Source organism: Sulfurospirillum halorespirans DSM 13726 (genome assembly GCF_001723605.1).
In the GTDB taxonomy this organism is placed as follows: domain Bacteria; phylum Campylobacterota; class Campylobacteria; order Campylobacterales; family Sulfurospirillaceae; genus Sulfurospirillum; species Sulfurospirillum halorespirans.
In genome coordinates, this window is sequence record NZ_CP017111.1 from 2,781,566 (window position 1) to 2,803,288 (window position 21,723).

General features: G+C 42.0%; 20 protein-coding genes and 5 tRNA genes. 14 read left to right on the forward strand and 11 right to left on the reverse strand.

Annotation, left to right across the window (positions count from 1 at the left end):
• Positions 1-9 precede the first annotated feature (9 nt).
• From SHALO_RS13915 to folE, 3 genes are all read right to left on the reverse strand, one after another.
• Complete coding sequence (locus SHALO_RS13915) at positions 10-1,200, reverse strand: NifS family cysteine desulfurase (RefSeq protein ID WP_069479057.1); 1,191 nt, start codon at positions 1,198-1,200, stop codon at positions 10-12.
• Positions 1,201-1,292: 92 nt separating this feature from the next.
• Positions 1,293-2,597, reverse strand: a complete 1,305-nt coding sequence (fliI, locus tag SHALO_RS13920) for a flagellar protein export ATPase FliI (protein WP_069479058.1) — start codon at positions 2,595-2,597, stop codon at positions 1,293-1,295.
• Positions 2,597-3,172: a GTP cyclohydrolase I FolE gene (gene folE, locus SHALO_RS13925; protein ID WP_025346058.1), complete on the reverse strand. Its 576-nt coding sequence runs from the start codon at positions 3,170-3,172 to the stop codon at positions 2,597-2,599. Before folE ends, fliI begins: the two co-directional genes overlap by 1 nt.
• 128 nt (positions 3,173-3,300) lie before the next feature.
• Here folE and tig point away from each other — a divergent pair, with 128 nt between their 5' ends.
• From tig to SHALO_RS13990, 13 genes are all read left to right on the forward strand, one after another.
• Positions 3,301-4,599 carry a trigger factor gene (gene tig, locus SHALO_RS13930; protein ID WP_069479059.1) on the forward strand — a complete coding sequence of 433 codons (1,299 nt, stop codon included), beginning with the start codon at positions 3,301-3,303 and terminating at the stop codon, positions 4,597-4,599.
• A complete protein-coding gene (clpP, locus tag SHALO_RS13935) occupies positions 4,599-5,189 on the forward strand; it encodes an ATP-dependent Clp endopeptidase proteolytic subunit ClpP (protein ID WP_069479060.1) in 591 nt (196 codons plus the stop codon). Before tig ends, clpP begins: the two co-directional genes overlap by 1 nt.
• Before the next feature lie 17 nt (positions 5,190-5,206).
• Positions 5,207-6,298: a GGDEF domain-containing protein gene (locus SHALO_RS13940; protein WP_069479061.1), complete on the forward strand. Its 1,092-nt coding sequence runs from the start codon at positions 5,207-5,209 to the stop codon at positions 6,296-6,298.
• Positions 6,295-6,810, forward strand: coding sequence for a peptide deformylase (gene def / locus SHALO_RS13945; RefSeq protein ID WP_069479062.1), 516 nt, complete (start codon positions 6,295-6,297; stop codon positions 6,808-6,810). The genes SHALO_RS13940 and def overlap by 4 nt, the downstream gene beginning before the upstream one ends.
• Positions 6,811-6,812: 2 nt before the next feature.
• Positions 6,813-8,348: a YifB family Mg chelatase-like AAA ATPase gene (locus tag SHALO_RS13950; protein WP_069479063.1), complete on the forward strand. Its 1,536-nt coding sequence runs from the start codon at positions 6,813-6,815 to the stop codon at positions 8,346-8,348.
• 9 nt (positions 8,349-8,357) lie between these two features.
• Positions 8,358-9,755 carry a bifunctional ADP-dependent NAD(P)H-hydrate dehydratase/NAD(P)H-hydrate epimerase gene (locus SHALO_RS13955; protein WP_069479064.1) on the forward strand — a complete coding sequence of 466 codons (1,398 nt, stop codon included), beginning with the start codon at positions 8,358-8,360 and terminating at the stop codon, positions 9,753-9,755.
• Positions 9,746-10,324: a phosphoribosylglycinamide formyltransferase gene (purN, locus tag SHALO_RS13960; protein WP_069479065.1), complete on the forward strand. Its 579-nt coding sequence runs from the start codon at positions 9,746-9,748 to the stop codon at positions 10,322-10,324. The genes SHALO_RS13955 and purN overlap by 10 nt, the downstream gene beginning before the upstream one ends.
• 1 nt (position 10,325) lies before the next feature.
• Positions 10,326-11,117 (forward strand): thiazole synthase, encoded by a 792-nt coding sequence (locus SHALO_RS13965; RefSeq protein WP_069479066.1) that lies wholly within the window; start codon positions 10,326-10,328, stop codon positions 11,115-11,117.
• A gap of 78 nt (positions 11,118-11,195) precedes the next feature.
• Positions 11,196-11,273 (forward strand) — tRNA-Pro (locus tag SHALO_RS13970).
• A gap of 21 nt (positions 11,274-11,294) precedes the next feature.
• Positions 11,295-11,371: transfer RNA gene (locus SHALO_RS13975), tRNA-His, on the forward strand.
• Between the two features lie 22 nt (positions 11,372-11,393).
• Positions 11,394-11,470 (forward strand) — tRNA-Arg (locus SHALO_RS13980).
• 16 nt (positions 11,471-11,486) lie between these two features.
• A tRNA-Arg gene (locus tag SHALO_RS13985) sits at positions 11,487-11,563 on the forward strand.
• 48 nt (positions 11,564-11,611) lie between these two features.
• Positions 11,612-11,696: transfer RNA gene (locus tag SHALO_RS13990), tRNA-Leu, on the forward strand.
• Between the two features lie 149 nt (positions 11,697-11,845).
• Here the strand turns inward: SHALO_RS13990 and SHALO_RS13995 are convergent.
• Positions 11,846-13,087 (reverse strand): OprD family outer membrane porin, encoded by a 1,242-nt coding sequence (locus SHALO_RS13995; RefSeq protein ID WP_069479067.1) that lies wholly within the window; start codon positions 13,085-13,087, stop codon positions 11,846-11,848.
• A 686-nt stretch (positions 13,088-13,773) separates the two neighbouring features.
• On the opposite strand from SHALO_RS13995, the gene SHALO_RS14000 reads away from it, so the two are divergent.
• A complete protein-coding gene (locus tag SHALO_RS14000) occupies positions 13,774-14,082 on the forward strand; it encodes an IS3 family transposase (RefSeq protein WP_084010973.1) in 309 nt (102 codons plus the stop codon).
• Between the two features lie 40 nt (positions 14,083-14,122).
• On the opposite strand, the gene SHALO_RS14005 is transcribed toward SHALO_RS14000, so the two are convergent.
• From SHALO_RS14005 to SHALO_RS14035, 7 genes are all read right to left on the reverse strand, one after another.
• A complete protein-coding gene (locus SHALO_RS14005; protein ID WP_069479068.1) occupies positions 14,123-15,193 on the reverse strand; it encodes a 4Fe-4S binding protein in 1,071 nt (356 codons plus the stop codon).
• An 11-nt stretch (positions 15,194-15,204) separates the two neighbouring features.
• Positions 15,205-16,050, reverse strand: coding sequence for a 4Fe-4S binding protein (locus SHALO_RS14010; RefSeq protein ID WP_069479069.1), 846 nt, complete (start codon positions 16,048-16,050; stop codon positions 15,205-15,207).
• Complete coding sequence (locus tag SHALO_RS14015; RefSeq protein ID WP_069479070.1) at positions 16,047-16,679, reverse strand: 4Fe-4S dicluster domain-containing protein; 633 nt, start codon at positions 16,677-16,679, stop codon at positions 16,047-16,049. The genes SHALO_RS14010 and SHALO_RS14015 overlap by 4 nt, the downstream gene beginning before the upstream one ends.
• Before the next feature lie 52 nt (positions 16,680-16,731).
• Positions 16,732-17,457: a TorD/DmsD family molecular chaperone gene (locus SHALO_RS14020; RefSeq protein ID WP_069479071.1), complete on the reverse strand. Its 726-nt coding sequence runs from the start codon at positions 17,455-17,457 to the stop codon at positions 16,732-16,734.
• A 79-nt stretch (positions 17,458-17,536) separates the two neighbouring features.
• Positions 17,537-18,367, reverse strand: a complete 831-nt coding sequence (locus tag SHALO_RS14025) for a dimethyl sulfoxide reductase anchor subunit family protein (protein ID WP_069479072.1) — start codon at positions 18,365-18,367, stop codon at positions 17,537-17,539.
• Positions 18,360-18,998 (reverse strand): 4Fe-4S dicluster domain-containing protein, encoded by a 639-nt coding sequence (locus tag SHALO_RS14030; RefSeq protein WP_069479073.1) that lies wholly within the window; start codon positions 18,996-18,998, stop codon positions 18,360-18,362. Before SHALO_RS14030 ends, SHALO_RS14025 begins: the two co-directional genes overlap by 8 nt.
• Before the next feature lie 21 nt (positions 18,999-19,019).
• Positions 19,020-21,719 (reverse strand): molybdopterin-containing oxidoreductase family protein, encoded by a 2,700-nt coding sequence (locus SHALO_RS14035; RefSeq protein WP_174543307.1) that lies wholly within the window; start codon positions 21,717-21,719, stop codon positions 19,020-19,022.
• Positions 21,720-21,723 lie beyond the last annotated feature (4 nt).

A 21,723-nucleotide genomic window follows, 5' to 3' on the forward strand; every position in this document is an offset into this window, starting at 1 on the left:
ATTATTGAATTATAATTTACTCACGTGCCATGATGGCGCGTATGCATACGTGCTTGAAATGGCACGAAGTCTGATTACCGCTTTTTGAATCACATCAATCGCAAAATCAATCTCTTCTTCTGTGGTGAACCGTGAAAGTGAAAGACGAAGTGCCGTGTGAGCTAAATCAGCTTCGGCGCCAATGGCTTCCATAACAGGGTTTGACTCTAACGCTTCGCTTGCGCAGGCACTTCCAGTACTCGCACCGATGCCACTTTGGTTGAGATCCCACAGCATCGCTTCGCCTTCAATGCCTTTGACACTGACCAAAATGGTATTGGGAACTCTCTGTTCTTTGGTGCCAACAACCATCATTTCAGGGATTTGCAAAAGAGCATCTTCGAGCTTGTCACGTAAACGTCTCACATTGTTTTTTTCAAAATCAAGCGCTTCCACAGCCAGTTCCATTGCTCTGCCCATGCCTACGATTCCAGCAACATTAAGCGTTCCACTACGACGTCCACCCATGTGCTCTCCACCATGGAAGAAGGGTGACAATGGTTGTCCATTGCGGATATAAAGCCCACCAATCCCTTTAGGTCCGTGGAATTTATGTGCCGAGAAACTGAGAAAATCGACATTGGCTTTTTTGACATCGACAGGGATTTTACCGACCGCTTGAACAGCGTCCGTATGAAAAAGGACCCCTCTTTCTTTACAAATCGCACCAATCTCTTCAATCGGGAAAATCATACCCGTTTCGTTATTCGCCCACATGATGGAAACCAGTGCGGTTGTGTCAGTAATGGCATTTTTAAGATCTTCCACATTGATGACACCGTCAGTATTGACAGGAAGATACGTCACTTTAACACCCAAGCTTTCTAAAAATTTACACGAAGCCCCAACGGCAGGATGCTCAACTTCACTGGTAATGATGTGATCTTTATCGCCATTTAAAATGTAGTCATTATAGATACTTTTAATCACCCAGTTATTGCTCTCGGTCGCACAGGACGTAATGACAATGTCATCCTCATCACTAGCGTTAATGCCAGCATAGAGTTGATCCATCGCCTTGCGAAGTGCAGGATGACTCTCACTGCCAAACTCATGCAAAGAATTTGGATTGCCATACATCTGGCAAAAATAAGGAACCATCTCTGCAAACACTTTAGGGTCAACGATGGTTGTCGCGTTATTATCTAAATAGACTCTCATTGGCTTCACTCTCCATTTCTATATAGGATAAAGTTTATCCTAATTAATTTTTGAATACTAGTATTTTCTATATTAAAAAATACTAAAGAAATTTAGGCAATAATCTGTTTTAACTCAGCAACGGTTGCTTCAAACTCAAAAACCTCTTCAGGAGATTGTTGTAAAAAGCCATTCATCTTCTCTTTTTTATTGATCGCCATATCGAGTTCTTTATCGTTGCCCTTTTCGTATGCACCGATGCGGACGAGAACTTCGTTCTCTTTCAAAATGGAATTGAGCCGTTTAAAACGCATCGCCGCTTTTTTATGCTCGCTATCAATGACATCGCCCATAACCCTTGAAGCACTGTTTTGAATGCTAATCGGTGGATAAATACCATAATCGGTAAGCTCACGACTGAGCACGATGTGACCATCCAAAATACTCCGAGACTGATCGGCAATCGGATCGCTCAGATCATCCCCTTCAACAAGTACCGTAAAGAACGCTGTAATCGAGCCTTTGCCCTCTTCTTTTCCGGCTCGCTCCATGAGTTGAGGCAAAAGCGCCAAAACAGAAGGCGGGTAGCCTTTAGAGGTGGGTGGCTCACCCAAAGCCAAACCAATTTCACGCTGTGCCATCGCAAAACGCGTGACGGAGTCCATCATAAAGAGAACATCGCGTCCTTGGTCTTTAAAATACTCGGCAATACTCATCGCTGAAAATGCACCGTATTTGCGCATCAAAGGCGAATCATCGCTGGTCGCAACCACGATCACAGTATTTTCAAGATTACCGCCTAAGTTTTTTTCAATAAACTCAGGCACCTCACGTCCACGTTCCCCTATGAGTGCGACGACTTTGATGGAAGCTTCTGCCCCTTTAACGATCATACCCATTAGGGTTGATTTACCCACACCACTTCCTGCGAAAATGCCCATTTTCTGACCTTTGCCACACGTCAAAAGTCCATCAATGGTCTTGACTCCGACACGAAATGGCTCGTTAATGAGCCCTCGTTTCATCGGATCAAGTGGCGCTTTCATGATCGGTGCTTGTGAACTTGCACCTATTGTTCCTTTGCCGTCTTTGGGACGAATAAACGGATCAACCACCCGCCCAAGTAACTCTTCGCCTACAGGAATCATCATACCCTGCTCGCTGATAAACACTTTATCGCCTGTTTTGAAGCCTTCAATAAAACCAAAAGGAGAGATAAAAAAGGAGTTGCGATCCACTTCCGTGATCATGCCAAGCTCGCTTTTATGACCATCTAAAGAGACGATTTTGACAATATCGCCAATGCTGGGTCTTAGCCCACACGCCTCGATGGTTGTGGAGCTGATTTTGGTGATAGTGCCAAACATGGGAGAGAGGCTTTTACCGTTAAGTTGTTTTTTGAGGCGTTCAAGTGGCATTAGTAGCGATTAGCCTGCGGTGCGTTAATGATGTCAAAAAACTCTTTCCTCGTATCGGCTTTCAAAAAGAGTCCTCGAAGGGCTGATGTAGTCGTGTTGGAGTGTGTTTTTTCTACACCTCGCATCTCCATGCACATATGGCGCGCTTGAATAACAACACCCACCCCTTTAGGAGCGATGACATCATCAATCGCTTTAGCAATCTGTTCGGTCAGTTGTTCTTGAATTTGAAGACGACGTGCAAAAATATCCACCATGCGAGGAATTTTAGAAAGTCCAACGACTTTTCCATTCGGAATATAAGCAACATGCGCACGTCCAATAATCGGTAAAAGGTGATGTTCACACATCGAATAAAATTCTATATCTTTAATCAGTACCATTTGGTTATTATCGCTCTCAAAAAGTGCCTCACCTAAAACTTCATTAGGACTTTGATGATAGCCTTGTGTCATATGCTCATACGCTTTAAATACACGTGTTGGCGTCTTTAAAAGCCCTTCACGCTCGGTATTTTCACCGATGATTTCTAACATCGTTTTAACGGCTTGTTCGAACTCTTCTCTTCGTTGCATTGTGATTCACTTCTGTTAAAATTAAGACGAGATATTTTATCTGCTTTTTGCTTTTTAATGGATAAAAAGCGACTTAAAAGCAAATTTTTGCTATATTTGAGCAAAATTTTATATCGAAAAGGGATTTTATGCAAATTAAAGTTAACCGTACTAATAGTGCTAATGCTGCAGTTGAAGCGACTATTTCACCTGCACTTTTACAAAAAAAAGAAGAGAAGCTCATTGCATCAGCAGCTTCAAATATGAAAGTGGATGGTTTTAGAAAAGGAAAGGTTCCTGCACACATCGTTAAAGCACGTTACGGCAAACAACTTAAAGAAGACGCACAAACCGAAGTTCTCAGAGAACTTTACACCAAAGCCTTAGCTGAACTTGATGTTAAAGCAGATCTTGTTGTTGGAGAGCCAAGTTTCTCAAAATTTGAAGAGAAAGAGGGTGGTTTAGAGCTTGTGATGAAACTTTCATTTAAACCAACCGTAGTCATTGAAGGCTACAAAGAGTGCGTACCTGAATATAAAGCGCCAAAAGTAACGAAAAAAGAGATCAGCGAGCGACTTGAGAAAACGTTAGCACTGGTTGCTGAGCTTAAAACCGTTGAAGAAAAACGTGCCGTTAAATCAGGCGACTTTGTTGTGATCGATTTTGAAGGCTTTGTCGATGGTGTCGCGTTTGAAGGTGGAAAAGCGGAGAGCTATACCCTTGAAATCGGAAGTGGTTCATTTATCCCAGGTTTTGAAGATGGCATTATCGGACTCAAAGTCAGTAGTAAAAGCAAAGATATTGCAGTAACGTTCCCAGAGACTTACGGAAACAAAGACCTTGCAGGCAAACCAACGGTATTTAAAGTCACCATTAAAGAGATCAAAGTAAAAGATATTCCAGAGACTCCTAGTGAAGAGATGATCAAAAAATTACTTCCAGGTGTTGAAGCTCCGACTTTAGCCGTACTTGAAGAGCAAATTGAGACCGAAATCCGCAATGAAAAACTCGCAAAACTTTTCAACGATGAAGTCAAACCTAAATTTGTTGAAAATATCTTAGAAAAACTCGCTCTTGATTTACCAGAAAACATCGTTGACCAAGAGATTGATCTTCAAATGCGTGGTGTTTTTGGCAAACTCAGCGAAGACGAAATCAAAGAATATGCAGGAAATCCTGATAAAATCAAAGAAAAACGAGAAGAGTTTAGAGCAGAGTCTGAAAAAAGTGTTAAACTTACCTTCATTGTTGATGAATTAGCCAAACAAGAAGGGATTAATGTCAGTGACCAAGAAGTCCTTCAAATGATCTACTTTGAAGCGATGCAACAAGGTGCTAATCCAAAAGAGTACCTAGAGTATTATGAGAAACAAGGTGTTCTTCCAGCGATTAAAATGTCTATCATTGAAGAGAGACTCTTCACAAAGCTTTTTACTAAAGGTAAATAATGAGCTATTATGTTCCAGTCGTTATCGAAAAAACGGGCCGAGGAGAAAGAAGTTATGACATCTACTCTCGCCTTTTAAAAGATCGTATCATCATGCTCAGCGGTGAGATTAATGATGTTGTTGCTTCTTCGATTGTAGCTCAGCTACTCTTCCTTGAAGCGGAAGATCCTGAAAAAGACATCTATCTTTACATCAACTCTCCGGGTGGCGTTATTACCAGTGGTTTTAGCATCTATGACACGATGAATTATGTCAGACCCGACATCAGTACCATTTGTATCGGTCAAGCAGCATCCATGGGAGCATTTTTACTCAGTGCTGGGGCTAAAGGGAAACGTTACGCGCTTCCAAATGCACGCATTATGATTCACCAACCTTTAGGTGGGGCACAAGGTCAAGCAACGGACATTGAGATTCAAGCAAAAGAAATTTTGAGAATGAAGCAAGTGCTCAATGAAATTTTGGCAAAAAACTGTTCACAAAAACTCCCTAAAATCATTAAAGATACAGAGAGAGACTTTTTCATGAGTGCGGAAGAGTCAAGTGAATACGGTTTAATTGATAAAGTATTAGATAAAAGTTTTAAATAACATAAAGAGGGCAAACAATGGTTCGTTTTAACAAAGAAAAAGGGAAAACGGGTGTTTATAATATCGATGTCAAGGATGATACGATTGAGCAAGCTCCACCCCCGCCCATTCCTAAAGAGCCTATTGTTCCACAAGCTTCCAATGTGGAGCTTGAAAAATTTGCCGCGTTGGTACTCAAGGTGTTGGGGGATGAAAATATCCCTCCCACCCCTACCAATTTTCAGATCTATTTTGACAAACTTTTAGAGAGTAAACCCGTTGCGTTTAGAAAACGCATTAATGACTTTTTAGATCTTGAAAATACGAACAATGATGAAAATCATGCACGCATTGAGCGCGAAGTCAAAGAGGGTTTTTCACAGATTAAAAACATCATGCAAGTGGTTTCTACGGTCTATCGCAATCTTAATGTGATGCAAGAGATTATTAAAAAACGCTCAACGCAGTTAGAGACAAACTCCAACCCACTTTCGATTCAAAATATCATCTCAACGCTGAGCGAAGATCTCAATAAAATGTTTGTACTGACCACCAAGCAAATTGATCTTTTGAAAGATTATTATCAAAAAACAACAACGATCTTGCAAGAGGTCGACAATCAATCTATTTTCGATGTTAAGTATGGCGTTTACAACCGCAGATACTTGCTTAAATCGCTCCAAGATGAGATCAAACTGATCAAAAACTATGCGCATTCAAGCTCTTTGGTACTAGCGCGTGTAAAAGAAGATACATTAGAGAAAATTGTCAATAAAAAAGACAAAGACACCGTTGTGCGCAACATTGCTAAATTGCTTCTGAAAACTTCTCGCAGAAGCGATATTGTGGCGCATTTTGGCGATGGTGTTTTTGCGATGATTCTCAAACATACTGATATTACGAGTGCTAAAAAAGCGTGCGATCGTATCAGTGAACTGGTGTATCAAACCAGCTTTTTTGTGGGAACAGGCGAAGTTGAAACCGACATCGAGCTTTCCATCGTTGCCCTCGATACCGAGCATAATTCCGAGGAGTTTATTTCTGCAACCCTTGAAGAACTCCCACACACTGGTAAAAAATATGTTCCTTACATTGTGTGTACGCCTTCCCTTCCAAGCGAGGAGCTATGATTAGAGAGATTCTTGTTTATCCCAATAAGCTGCTACGAGAGACCTCCAAAGAGGTAACGCATTTTGATGTGCATTTGCACACGCTTTTACACGATATGTACGAAACAATGGTTGCCAAAGAGGGTATTGGGCTTGCGGCAATTCAAGTGGGTGTGCCTCTGAATGTACTCATCATCAATCTTGTCGATGAAGAAGGGTACCAAACCGTCGAAAATCTCTATGAAATGATCAATCCCGTCATTCTTGAAAAAGATGGTCTTACGATTTACCAAGAGGGATGTTTAAGTGTTCCTGGGTATTACGATGAGATCGAGCGTGCCGCACATATTAAAGTTGTCTATTGTGATCGCGATGGTAATAGATGCGAAGAAGAGTTTACCGATCTGATGGCCATTGCCGTACAACACGAGATGGACCACCTCAAAGGTCGCCTTTTTATCGAAAAACTCTCTTATTTAAAACGTAAAAAATTTGACAAAGAGTGGAAAAAAAAGCAAAAAGCAGGTAAATAATCGTGGAAGAAGCTGTTGCACTCTCCAAGGTCAAACATGCGAAGTGCGCCACGCTATTTGGGAATAAAGCTTATGAGGTCGATGTCGAGTCAACCCTTGTGCGAGCCCTTCCTGGATTTAATATTGTCGGTCTTACCGATATTTCCATCCAAGAGTCACGCGAACGCGTAAAATCAGCTCTTTCGAGCATTGATTTTCAGTTTCCTTCCCAAAAAATCACGATTAACCTCTCCCCTTCTGATCTTAAAAAAGAGGGAAGCCACTTTGATTTGGTCACGGCTCTGCTTATCGCCATTCAAAAAGAACGCTTTACATGTAAAGATTTTTTCATCTTTGGTGAACTGGGGCTGGATGGCAAAATTAAGAAGACCAACTCCATGTTTCCTATTATCCTCTCCCTTGCTTCGCATACCCCTAACCTTCGTGTTTTAATCCCAAGTGAGATTCTCTCCAAAGTGCAGCAAATCCCCAATATCGAGGCATTTGGTGTTGAAACGCTGAGTGATGCCGTGCTCTTTTTTAAAGAAAAACGCTTCAACACGGAAGCGCCTCCTCGTGAGCAAAGTTTTTGCGAAAATGTATTGGAGATTGAGAATAAACGTTACTTTTACAATACGCAATTTCCGCTTGATTTTAGCGATGTTTTAGGGCAACACCGCTCCAAACGGGCGATGATGATCGCCGCAGCGGGTATGCACAACCTTCTGATGGAAGGAAGCCCAGGATGTGGCAAAAGCATGAGCATCAAGCGCCTTCGCTACATTTTACCGCCTCAAAGCATTGAAGAAATTTTAGAATCAAACGCCTATCAATCACTTCAAGAAGAGGATGTGGAGCTAAGCCCTTTGCGCCCTTTCCGCTCTCCACATCACACCTCTTCGCGTCCGTCCATCTTTGGTGGAGGTAGTTCTCAAAGTCGTGCAGGGGAAATTGCGCTCGCCCACAATGGGATTTTGTTTTTTGACGAATTTCCCAACTTTTCCAAAACCGTTTTAGAGAGCCTAAGAGAACCTTTAGAAGATCATCGCGTCCTCATTTCTCGGGTCAATACCAAAGTCAGTTACGCAACCAAATTTCTGTTTGCCGCCGCTCAAAACCCTTGCCCATGTGGGAATCTTTTCAGCCAAACGCATGAGTGTCGTTGTTCAGAAGTCGAGATCAATCGCTATAAAAACCGCATTTCTGAGCCCATTATGGACAGAATCGATCTGTACATTCAGATGAGCGAAGAGAGTTCTAAAGAGCAAGGGCTCAGCTCAAAGGAGATGTTTGAACAGGTGCTAAAAGCCTTTGTTATGCAAAAAAGTCGTGGGCAAAATGAGCTTAATGGCAAGCTGGATGAGCACAATACGATGCGTTTTTGCACCCTCGAAGCAAAAGCGGCTGAGAGTTTAGAGATGGCGCAAAATCGCTTGGGGCTGAGTCAGCGAAGTATCCACAAAGTGCTTCGCATTGCGCGCTCCATCGCCGATTTGGCACAGAGTGAACCCATCTTACAAGAGCATCTTTTAGAAGCTTTAAGCTTCCGTAAGCGTTAGGAGAAACCAATGCAGTACGTCCATGAAGAAACAAACAGTTTAGATGAGCGTTGTTATAAAAATTTTGATTTAACCCCTGAAATTTTGATGGAACATGCGGGTCTTGCGCTCGCACGTGCTGTCAAAAAAAAGCTTACATGTAAAAAAAGTGCGCTCTTTGTCTGTGGCATGGGAAACAACGGTGCGGACGGCATTGTCGCGGCACGGTTGCTTTATGGCGCGTACACTGTGAGCATTTATCTCCCTTTTGAGCTCAAATCTGAGCTTGCAAAACTGCAACTCAAACGCGCTAAAAAAGTAGGTGTTTCCGTGCTCAATGAGCTCATCGATGCCGATATCTACGTCGATGCACTCTTTGGCGTAGGGCTCAATCGTCCTTTGGATGAGCTTACATGTAAACTGCTCAAAACACTCAATGCAAAGCAAGGCTACAAAATAGCCTGCGACATTCCCAGTGGAATTCTGAACGATTTAACACTCAGTTCTGTCATTTTTCAAGCCAATGAAACGGTGACGATGGGCGCTTTGAAACTGGGTCTGTTAAATGACACGGTTAAAGACGCCATAGGCGATATCAAAGTCGCCAATCTTGGCATCGCTCGAAGTCAGTACGAAACACCAAGCTCCAATTTTTTGCTTCGAAAAAGCGACCTAAAACTGCCGATTCGTATCAAGAAAAACACCAATAAAGGCACTTTTGGACACGTCGCGATTGTGCAAGGTTCCAAAGAGGGCGCGGCACGATTAGCAGGCATGGGCGCATTTCATTTTGGCGCTGGCCTGGTGACACTCATTGGTGAGAAACCTAAAAAATTGCCTATTTATCTGATGCACAGCGAAACACTGCCAAAAAATGCCAATGTCATCGTCGCAGGTATGGGACTTGAAATGCCTTTTGATGAACCAGCGCTTAAAACACTTTTGCTCGCCAATAATTTACCACTGGTTATCGACGCATCCTTGTCGCATCATCCGCTTATCACGGAGATCATCGCATCCCAAAAACCTGTCGTTTTAACCCCCCATCCCAAAGAATTTAGCGCGATTTTAGAGCTTACATGTAAAGAAAAAATCAGCGTGGAAATGATTCAGCAAAACCGCTTTAAACACGCCAAACACTTTAGCCTCGCCTTTCCTCATGTCGTACTCGTTCTCAAAGGTGCGAACACCATCATCGCACACAATGGTGAGCTTTTCATCAACACCTATGGCACGCCTTCCCTTGCCAAAGGGGGCAGTGGCGATGTCATGTCTGGCATGATAGGCGCACTCCTCGCCCAAGGCTACACCCCAAAAGATGCGGCAATCAGTGCCTCTTTGGCGCATGCCCTCGTATCACGCACGTTTACATGTAACAATTTTGCGCTCACCCCGATGGATATTTGTAAAGGTCTTAAATGGTTATAAAGAAAATTGCTATTTTATTCAGTGGAGAAGGGAGTAATTTGGAAAAATTGCTTGCGGCTCTTCACAACCAAGTATTTGAACACTGTCAAATCGAAGTTGCAACCACCATTTGCAATCGCCCCAATGCGGCAGGAATCGAAAAGTCACGCAGTTACGGCATAGAACCTCTCATCATCGATCACACGCTTTATGGTAGCCGTGAAGCCTTTGATGAAGCCCTTGTCGAGGCTATCCACCGCAGTGGTGCCGAGCTTACTGTGCTCGCTGGCTTTATGCGTTTTCTCACTCCGTATTTCACACAACAGGTTAAAGCGATCAATTTACATCCCTCACTCCTTCCGCTTTTTAAGGGAGGCAATGCTATAAAAGAGAGCTTTGATTCCCCCATGAAAATCGCTGGCATCAGCGTTCACTACGTCAGCGAAGAGCTCGATGGCGGTGAAATCATCGCTCAACGCTGTTTTGAGAAAAGTGAAGGCATGAATTTAGAAGATTTTGAAGCCAAAATCCACACACTCGAGCATGAACTCCTTCCCGAAACCGTTAAAAATTTACTCAATAGGAACTAAAATGAACGACATTCTTAAAGTTGGAAATATAGAATTTGCAAGCCGTTTGATCGTTGGAAGTGGTAAATACCCTGACTTTCAAACAACCAAAGATGCAACACTTGCGAGTGGCGCAAAACTCATCACCGTAGCGGTACGTCGCGTCAACATCACCAACCCTAACGAAGAAAATCTCATGGATTACTTCAAAGGAACCGACATCAAACTGCTTCCAAACTCAGCAGGCTGTACAACCGCCGAAGATGCTATTACACTTTTCAGAATGGTTCGAGAAGCGACAGGACTTGATCTCATTAAACTCGAAGTGATTGGCGATACGGCTAAAACACTCTACCCCGATGTTATGGAAACACTTAAAGCGTGTGAAGTTTTAGCCAAGGATGGCTTTACCATCATGACCTACACCAATGATGACCCGATTATGGCAAAACGCCTGGAAAATGCTGGAAGTGCCGCTGTTATGCCTTTAGCTTCGCCTATCGGCAGTGGGCTAGGCATTCAAAATCGCTATAACGTTCTGTTCATCAAAGAAGCGGTGAATATTCCTGTTATCGTTGATGCAGGTATTGGCTGTGCCAGTGACGCGGCTATTGCGATGGAAATTGGCGCCGATGGTGTACTAACCAACACGGCTATTGCACAAGCAAGAAACCCTATTTTAATGGCTGAAGCGATGAAATACGCTGTACTTGCAGGACGGGCAAGCTTCCTTGCAGGACGCATCGCGAAGAAGCCTTTTGCAACGGCCAGCTCACCGACAGAGGGATTGATCGAGTTTTCCCACAAAGCCTAAAAACTTTTCCTTGACAAAAGGCTGGATTTTGGCTAGAATTTCAGCCTTAAAAAGACCATCTTAGGTTTTTTTAAATGTCGGGGCGTAGCGCAGTCTGGTCAGCGCACCTGGTTTGGGACCAGGGGGTCGAAGGTTCGAATCCTTTCGCCCCGACCATGTCATAATTTTAAAATGATGGTGGGTGTAGCTCAGTCGGTTAGAGCATCAGGTTGTGGTTCTGAGGGTCGTGGGTTCGATCCCCATCACTCACCCCATTGTTTAGAGCGGTTTATTTATGCGCTCGTAGCTCAATTGGATAGAGCAACGGACTTCGGATCCGTAGGTTGTAGGTTCGACTCCTTTCGAGCGCACCACCTAAACCGAGAAGATGCGCTCTTAGCTCAGCTGGATAGAGCAACGCCCTTCTAAGGCGTAGGTCACACGTTCGAATCGTGTAGGGCGTACCACCCTTTTAAGACGAAGTCGCAGCTTCGCAAAATTTACTACTGTTGTGTGCGGATATGGTGAAATTGGTAGACACGCCAGACTTAGGATCTGGTACCGCAAGGTATGGAAGTTCGAGTCTTCTTATCCGCACCATCCCTATTTTAGGGACTTTCAAACAAACTTCTCAACTTCATTTTACTACTGTTAAAAAATCTAGGGTACAGCTTAAGAATTTATTTCGATAAAAAATTCTTAATGCAGTCATACTATGATCACTGCATTAAGAGAGAAATCGTTACGATTTAGAATTTATAATTCGCTTTGAACCAAAAATCGTGTCCATCAGCATCTTTTCCCCAATCTTGATACATGATATCTGTCGATAATCCTTTAAGGGCACCTACAAAGGTATATGTCGTATAAATATCGGTATAGGCATACTCTTTATCATTTGCATTATCCTCAACTCCGGTGTATCTTGCCCCCAATTTGAAATTAATGTTTTTAAATAAATAATTTGCATCAACAGAATAGGCATCCGTATCTTTGGTAAAGGTGCCTGGTTTATTTTGCAATCCCTTGGCAAACACCGTTTGGGTACCACCACCAAGACCGCCACCCATAGAATTACCTTTGATATCACCATCTTTGGTAATAGTAGTATATGCAACGTAGGTATTAAAATCACCGTACCCTAAACTGGCTTTTGCACCGTACATTTTGCCGTCTTCTTCATTCAGTTTTTCCGTTGCTTTATACTCATGGTTCAAAGCAAGACCGTATCGATATTCACCCAATGTATTGGCATAAGCAGCTTCTAGATAATAAAAGTCACCTACGCCTGTAGCTGTATTATTACCATTAATACCTAACCACTGCGCTGTCAACGTTGTATTGGAAAGCGATTTATTGATAGCAAGGAGTGTATACGCATAAGAACCAAGAGCAGAATCAAGATTTTGAAAATCCGCAATATTTCCTGCGAAATCTGTTCTATCTTGATACTTTGTAATAACACCTGCTACGATAGTTGTTTGAGGAAGATCGGTATTGGTAAGCATAGCCCCTTCAAAGGATTGCAAGATAATACGTGAAGGGCTACCTGCAACTAAAGGAGTGTTAATAAATTGGCGACCCACTTTAACAGATGTCTTATCAAGTGTATACTCTATATAGGCTTCTGATAATACTGTGCCAGAACCATACATCTCGTTTTTAAAATCATCTTTCGCCGTACCCGCAGTGCCAATAGCACCATCAGCAAAAGGCGAACTGCTTGACTGCATCGTCGCACCCAATTTGAAGCCGTAGAATGAATCCGTATTATAATGAAGCATAATGCCTGTTGTGAAAATGTCAGAGTTAACTTTTTCGGTTGCGGCAGTACTTAAATTTGGCGAACCTTCTCTGTCAAAATAGTATGCCTTAATCTCTCCATTAATCTTTCCATTTTTAAAAGCATCCGCCAGTGTATCTGCTGCAAATGAGCTAGTGGTTAAACCAGCAACAACGATCGTTACCAAACTAAGTTTAGCTAATTTCATATTATCTCCTTAAAAAACCTTTTAGAAGAACAAGGTAAACATATTAAGATCCTTATTCATCACCGTTGTTAAAATTACCCGCTTAAGATACAAAATGGAATAGCAACACACTAAATACTGCCAAACTAAAACTATACGCTACTTACATCTCAACCGTTTGTAACGAGATTTTTTCAGTCATATCCATTTTTGAATCCTTCCTCTGTGAAATCCAAATTCACGCTCTTCCTATCGTTACCCAAGAATCCCATGACCATAAGATTCTTTTACAAACAGATATAATAATGATTTATTTCTGTTTAGATTTATCGATTCATCAACATCATTATAAGATTCATTGCCACCTTTTGTCAAGACTATTATATATATTTTTATATTCTTCTTTATTTTAATATATATCAGTATATCGCTACTTATTTAATAATAAATAACTTATTTATTAAAATTATTCTCAAAAAATATAAATGTATAAAATTAATTAATTATTTTTAATATTTTTATATTTTTTAGTGTTAGAATGAGTGAAATAGTTAATCTTATTCAATAACGTGATTTTTGTTGCTCTTTGATGCCTCTATTATGGGCTATGCGAAGTATGTAACATGATTGAAAGTTTGGTATGATTATTCTATCAATCTTATTTTACATGTAAGGTTTTAGGTTCACGTTTTATAAGGGAAGTGATTATGCGCAAAAAACGTTCATCTTTTACAACTGAGTTTAAAACACTGGTTGTTCTTGAAGCGCTTAAAGGGGAACTAACCATTTCACAATTAGCCGCTAAATATGCTATTACATCTAAAAATATTCTCAATTGGAAACAACTTTTTTTAGACAATGCTGCGCTTGCTTTTGAAGCGACTGACTCAACCAAATCTTCCAAAGCCGAACTTGCCAAGCTCAAAAAAGAGAATGAAAAACTTGCTTCCAAATTATCCTCTTTAGCGTCTGAAAGGGATTATGCGATTGAAAAACTCAAAGATTTAGATTTATAACACGCCTTCTTTGCGCTATAAGATTCCCTCAAAAGACAAACTACGTATTGTAAATTTTTGCACCCAAGAGCGTACCCATTTTTTCAGTAACACAGGAAAAAGCATCTTCATTTTTTTGTCGTTCATACAAAAGGATTTGTTGCGTTGAGAGAATCGTATCAAGATCATTGTGAGCATCAAGCGAAATAGCATTTTTAAAGCAAACATCCACGCATAAATGGCATGCAACGCAGCGTGAACGTTTAGATGTAATCCCCAAATTCTCCTCGCTGGTATCTGTTTCAAGAGCTCCCGTTGGGCAGACATTGGCGCAGATAGTGCATCCGATGCACTGCGTCGTATCGATGTTTGGTGCTAGGAATAAAGCATCATCGCTGCAAGGCAAAGGTGTTTTCCCCGCCAATAATTGTAAGGACTGAACGAACCGTTGATGTTTTTTGGGTATGGGTATTTTTGTATTATTCTGTCTGATCTTTGCCGTTTCTACCGATGGTTCCACACGTTTTTTACGAAACAGTTTTAAAAAAAATATTCTACGAGAATGATCTTTACATGTAAGATTATTATCTGAAATATTCTGTGCGCATTCCAATGCAATTGGGATATGAACAGTGCATAGATCAGCATATTTTTGTGTCATTTCAATCGTTTTGTGAATGGAAGGCAAAGTATGGTTAAGAGCACATTTTTGGCACTCTCCTGAGATCAATTTAATTTCCGATGCCCCTTTTGCAAGGGAAAGAAGAAGCAAAGAAGGCTCAAGCCGTGCAAGGCATTTGAGAGAAATTGCGCCTTCACGCTTCTTTTCAGATTCTTTACATGTAAAGATAATTTTCGCATTCAAAACAGCCCTAGAGATAATTTCTTCTTCGAGTTGTGCATCGCTTGGCGTTAGAGCTTCGATAGCTCCCATAGGACAAGCACTCTCACACGCTCCACATTGCAGGCAAAGCGCAGCATCGTAAATGGGATGATTCAGCGTGAGCGTTATGGCACCTGTTGGACACGCTTCACTGCAACATTGGCACGTTGAGGCTTTATGCAAATAGCATGTACACTGCTCTTGCGCAATGCTTACCCCTGTATTTTCTAGTGTATTGTCTCTTATCATTGCATTTTGCCTTAGAGGTGCTTATCGTTTTTTTGACTAAAAAAAGGAAATTTGATGGCACTCATCGGACACACATCCGCACAGTCACGACACTTTGTACACCTCGAAAGGGTTGAAGCCTTGGCTGGTTCATGCAGATCAATCGCTTCATTGCAGACACTTTTGCACAGCTTACACTCAATCCCTTTACTGGTTTGCATACACACCTTTTGATCAATTTTAGGTCGCATGAAAATATTTAAACGGCTTACCAAAGAGATCAATGCGCCTAAAGGACAAAATTTGCTGCAGGAGTAACGGTAAAATACCAGCTCTAACACCAAAATGACAGGGAAAATTAGAAGCGACCATGTTGGTTCATTAAACTGTATCAATCGCCAAGCGCCAATCAATACAGCAAAGGTCAACCCCACAGGACAAATCAAACAAAAGACAGGAAACCCAAAAACAAAACTTGAAGCCAAAGCTCCGCCTAATACAAAATAACTGGAATCTGCCGTCTTTGAAGTTTGTTGAGAGGAAGCGTGAACTTCTTTTTCCGCATGGTTTATTTTTGAATTATTTTTAGGAAACCATTTGCGAAACAAAGGAACAGGGCACGCCCAAGCACAAAAAATACGACCAAAAAGGATGGTAATCAGCACAAATACTGCCAAGGAAATCAGTACTTGAGGTAAGAATGTTTTGCTGGCTAATTGCGCTTCAAGTGAGCCTAAAGGACAAATGGCGGAGATCGTTTTATATCCAAAAGCAGAAATAGTTCCCGTGCCTGTGTGAAAAGCCAAACCTATGATCACCAACAGGACAAATGCTAAAATCGTCAGGGTACGAAGGGTTGATGCCTTAATTTTTTTCATACGATTGCCTCTTTTACTATGGGTCTCACTTCGATACCACGCAGTGTTCCGCCGATGTACGATCTTAAAACAAGGGATGGGCATATTTTTTCACAGACGCCACATCCATTGCATTTGTCGGCATCAATGATAGGTCTTTTTTGATCATCTAGCGAAATCGCTTTATACTCGCATGCTTCAAAGCAGAGCGTACAGCCGCCATAATTGAGGGCAATGCAGGTGTCGGTGAGGGTTGCTATCCCTATTTTGACCGTTTGTTTATCAAAAGGTTCTAGGGCTTGTGTGGGACAGACCTCAACACATTGGTTACAAAAATCACAAAACCCGAGATGAAACTTCATCACAGGCGTTCGCGCATTGATAAACCCCTCTTCAATGGGAGTAACACCAATGACAGACGTGTGGCACACACTTCTACAGCGATCGCATTTGATACATTTCGCCCTAAACGCATCTTCATTTTGCCCTCCTGGAGGACGAAGCAGCTTTTGTGTTTTACTCTGTGCTCCAACAAACCCAAGACCAAGCATGACGACAATACCAGCACTTGAAGAGAGAAATTGACGACGCTGAGAGCTTTTTGAAGCTTTTGTGGTATTTTTTTCCGTATACAATTCATTCTGTTTCATTATGGTTTTACTCTTTTCTTAGAATACATCACGCTTCATTCTAAAAGATCGATTACGATGCATCTTCTGCGCTATTTTCGATACCCATTTCATTATTGCTTAACACCATCGTTTCGCTCAAATAATGGATCATTTGCGTATCCAAGTCTAAATATCCATGGGTTATTTTGCCAATCGCTTTGTAGAAATCAACGTGTGAGCATTTTTGAATGTCGGCACAAAATTCGGGCATCCAATTGAGCAGATGGTGTTCTAAAAAATCTTTTTGTATCTGAAGTGACACAGCAGCCGCAGACCAATCATTTAAAACTATAGCCTCTTTGGCTTCATGGCATAAATACGCCATAAATTCCAGCTCAAGACCGATATGATCCTCAGGAATATCCAAAGCTTCATCTTTATCCAAACCTTTCTCACGGTAAATGGCAAGTACCTTATCTCTGGCATCTTGCATAATGAGTCGCTCAGGACTGGTGTACACAGACTCATACGGATACGCAACCGTACCATCCGCAATGCCAGCACCTAAAAAAACAGCCGCATAGTCAACAGCAAGTTCTGTTAATATGTCTATTTTTGTTTGTTTAAAATAGTCCTCAAACAATTGGTATCCCTCTGCCAGTTCACTTTCACTGCCGCTACATTCTTTTGAAAATTGCATGTGTGACATGTGATCTAACAATGTTTTGTCTACTTCGAGCTTGTATATCCGACCCAAAAATTGGTACATATTTTCGCGATTTTCCATTAAGGTTATAGTTTCAGTTAATTGATTCATCTGTTATCCAATTTTAATAAAGTTATAAAGCGATGTTAAACGAATGAGAGAGGCTAAAACCTCTCTCATCATCCCTCATTTAGAAAAACTGCCAAACCGTAGAGCCCAAATTAAACATCAGCACTCTAAAGGCGGCGGCTCCTATAAAAACACACACCAATCCAAGCGTTGCTGACATTACGGGAGCGACACTCTCTTTCTTAAGCGTGGTTAAGCCAAAAGGGATCAAAAGCCCAATAATGACGATTCCACCCCAAAATAGAGCAGAAAATCCTCCCATCAAAACCTGCGTGGCTGATCTACTGACATCACTGTAAGGGGCATTGGATAAGGCGACTAAATAAGCGACCATTAAAACAGCTTGAATAACCAATAATCCTTGCGTAAGCAATTTTAACTGAGTCACCAAATGCTCACTAGGGCTTACAACCAATATCCTATACGCAAAGCAGCCTAAAACAGCCGCTGAACCCAAATAAGCAAAAGGTAAAACCAGCGTATCCCACGCTGGACGAGAAGCCATAACATACGAATCCCCTACCGCAAACGCAAGGATCACCGCAGGAATGGCGCCGATCAATGTGATCAGTTTAAGATTTTGATGCGATGCATTGCGTTTGAGCGCAAAAATATATGCCAACACACAAATGCCTGTAATCGCAATCATAGAAGACTCAATGAAAATACCAGAGGTTGGATGACTAAAGGCTCCAAAAATTCTCTCTGGATGACCTAAGTGTAATACACTGGATAAGCCACCAAGTGCTAATGCGACAAGCACTGCGATAGCGCCACGCCATCGTACTTGTGGATTGATACTAAACCATTCATTAATGGCTAATGCAACAAACAATCCACACCCTAAGTCAACAAACGATGTAAAAAAGACTAATGACCATTCGCTACCCATGTTGTTTATCTCCCTTTCGTCCAGATTGATTACTATTTCTCCACGTCTCTTTGGGTGGAGTTGCTTGCCATGTAGCTGTCTTGCGGTGCAAGATATATTTCACAGAAGGGTGGTTACCACTATCGGGTAAGGTATGAATATTATCACTTCCCGCTTCTCTTAATACTTGTGAAATATGACTGTTTGGATCCTCAATGTCTCCAAATGTTCGCGCTTTAGAACAACAGACTTTCACACAAGCAGGTTCTTCGCCAATGGCTTGAAGGTGTCCGCACAATGTGCATTTTTCAACAACTTTTTGAGCTTCATTGAAAGAACGTGCACCATAAGGACATGCCATCATGCAGTATTTACAGCCAATGCACAGCTCTTTATTCACAAGCACCGTACCATCAGCCGCTTTATATGCGGCACCTGTTGGACAGACCCCCACACACGGGGCGTCATAGCATTGTTGGCAGATGGTTGGCAGAAAATACTGTTCAATATCAGGGAACGTTCCTGTTGGTCCAATCGTCAACACTTTATTGTAATAAACACCTAGCGCAACGTCATTCTCCATCTTACATGCAATTTCGCACGAGTAACAGCCGATGCAGCGGTCTAGGTCAATAACCATTGTATTTTTCATATGTAAATTCCTTTGTTAAAGTTACAGAACCACAGTTTTGGTTGCATCCGTTGGCTCAGGAAGCCACGGTTTGAAATCTTCTGGTTTTTGCCAAATACCTTTTGGTGCGCTATCCGCTTTAGAAATCTTGACTTGATAGCCACGCAACGTATACGTTCCAAACATGTCATTGTAAGGACCTGTGTATTTGGAGAGAACATTCACATTCATCTCTTTCCACCCTTTTGTAGGGCTATCAAGGGTTTCAGGATTCCAAAAACGCTCCATGTAAACCGTATTAGGTGGGATTCCCTCCGTGACACGTGCTTTGGCTTGTATCTTTCCACGAAGTGATTCAACCCAAACCCAATCACCTTGTGCTACACCGTATTTTTTAGCCGCAATTGGGTTAACCCAAATCTCAGCTACAGGAAAAATCTCACGAAGAAATGGGCTATTGCGCAATGTTCCGTGATGGTAGATTGGTAAACGTCCATTGGTCATTACCAGTGGGTACTCTTTTCCAGTTTCAGATTTTGGATTTTCAGGCGGCTCCATGTAGTAGGGAAGCGGATCGTAATCTTTGGAAGATGGCGGAAGATCATACGTTGTCCAAGGACGACCTGTGCGACCAAGTGTAATAAAGCTCTCACCATACACTTCACATTTTTTAGAAGGTGTTCCAAAACCTTTTGGTTTCCCTGTTTTTGGATCAATCTCTTTATAAATGTAATAGCGTCTCCACTCATTATAAGGAACATAATCAAAAGGAACTTTGGCTTTGTACTCTGACCATGTCATGCCAAAGTATTTACTCCAGCCATCCAATTGCTCTTCATAGGTGTTGTAGTAAGGAAGCTCAGGCGCTGTCTCTTTAGGATCAAAGGCTCGCTTACATGATTCATGTCCAAGCTCACCACATTTTTTCGCCAGTCTTGCCCAAAAGAAACTCTCATTACAAGTCTCCCAAAGGTGCGTAACGGCTTGTCGTGCAAACATACGGTTGTGAGAACTGACAATAAAATCAGACTCTAACCATTCATTCATAGGAAGAAGATAATCAGCATAAGCAGAGAATGACGTAGGATAGACAAAAGCATGAACGACTAAATCCAACTGTTTTAACCCTTCAATCCATTTAGCAGCGTCCGCAACCACAGCAAGTTTATTGCCAGAACGCTCAATCCACGCATGAATGCCATAAGGTTTGCGTGTTGTCATCGCTTCCAACAAAGGACCAGGTTGTGCAACCCACCACCTTAGCATTCCCTTATGCTCGATACCTCCCAAACGTTTGCGTAACTGCTCTTCTGGAAGGAATTTTTTCAACATCGTGGTACGAAGATCACCGATTCCACCCCCAGCGTAACGTTGTAAAGCCGTACCTGGTTTTTCAACATTTCCCATAAGCATATCAAGTGCTGCTGTACACATAGGTGCTTGCGCCGAATTCACATTGTGATCGGTTGCAACCCCTAGCGCAATACTTGAAGGAGTGTTTTTGGCATAAAGATTGATCGCTTTTTCAATTTTATAAGCTTCCAAGCCACACTCTTCCGCTGCTTTTGCAATGGTAAACGGCTCTACACGCTCTTTGAGAAGGCTAAAACCTGTTTTACATGTAATACCATCAACGCTAAAAGCACCTTCTAACGCAGGATCTAAATTATCATCCCATGGATACGCAATTGGCTTAGCTGCATTGGTTTTTTTATCCCAAATAACAAAGGTATCTGCACGTCCACCGACCATAAGATCACTCTCGCGAAGTAACATTTTTGTTTTGGTATTGACAAGGTAAGGAAGATTTGTCCATTTCATGACAAAATCAAGGTCATACAAGTTTTTTTCAATAATATACTTGATCCATGCCATCATCAATGCGACATCAGTTCCTGGACGAATCGGCAACCAGATATCTGCCTTAGCCGCATCAGGTGTAAAACGTGGATCAATAACAATGGTTTGAACACCACGCGCACGAAGTTCCACTAAAGCACGCCCTGCTTGAGAAGGTCCACTATACGATGGGTCTGTTCCCCACAACACGAATGTTTTCATCTTGATGTCGTTGTAAAAATAGGCTTCGATACAGTTAGAATCTCCTAAGCTTGTATTTCCAGCAGGTCCACCACCGTACATCATTTGATAAACCATTTGACGAGGCATATAACATTGTGAAGCTCCTGGTTCAAACCAATTGGGTGTGCCAAAAACATCGCAAAAACGACAACAGCTGAGGAAGTTTGGATTTCCGCCACCGCCAGTGCTTCCCATGACCGCTTCTGCACCATATTTTTCACGGATTTCCATCAATTTTTTAGCAATGTCATCCAATGCTTCATCCCAAGTGACACGCATCCATTTATTTTCACCACGAGCACCCATACGCTTCATTGGGTATTTATTGCGTTGAGGATGATACAGTGCTGTAATCCCAGATAAACCCTTAACACATAAAGCGCCTTCACTTCTCTCAAAGTCAGGATCGCCTTCAAGCTTAATAACGCGACCATCTCTCACATGTGCTAAAACACCACAATCGGCAGTACAGCTACGACAGTTCGTCTTCATAATTTTTGTTCCGGTACGTTCTTTGGTCATTGCAGTTTCACTGGCTGCATTCGCCCGTGGGACAAGCCCACCTGACCACGAACTGCTCAGCGCACCAAAGGCACCTATAACAGCAGTCGTCTTGAGAAAATCTCTTCTCCCGAGCGCTGGTTGTTCTATTTTTTCCATAAAT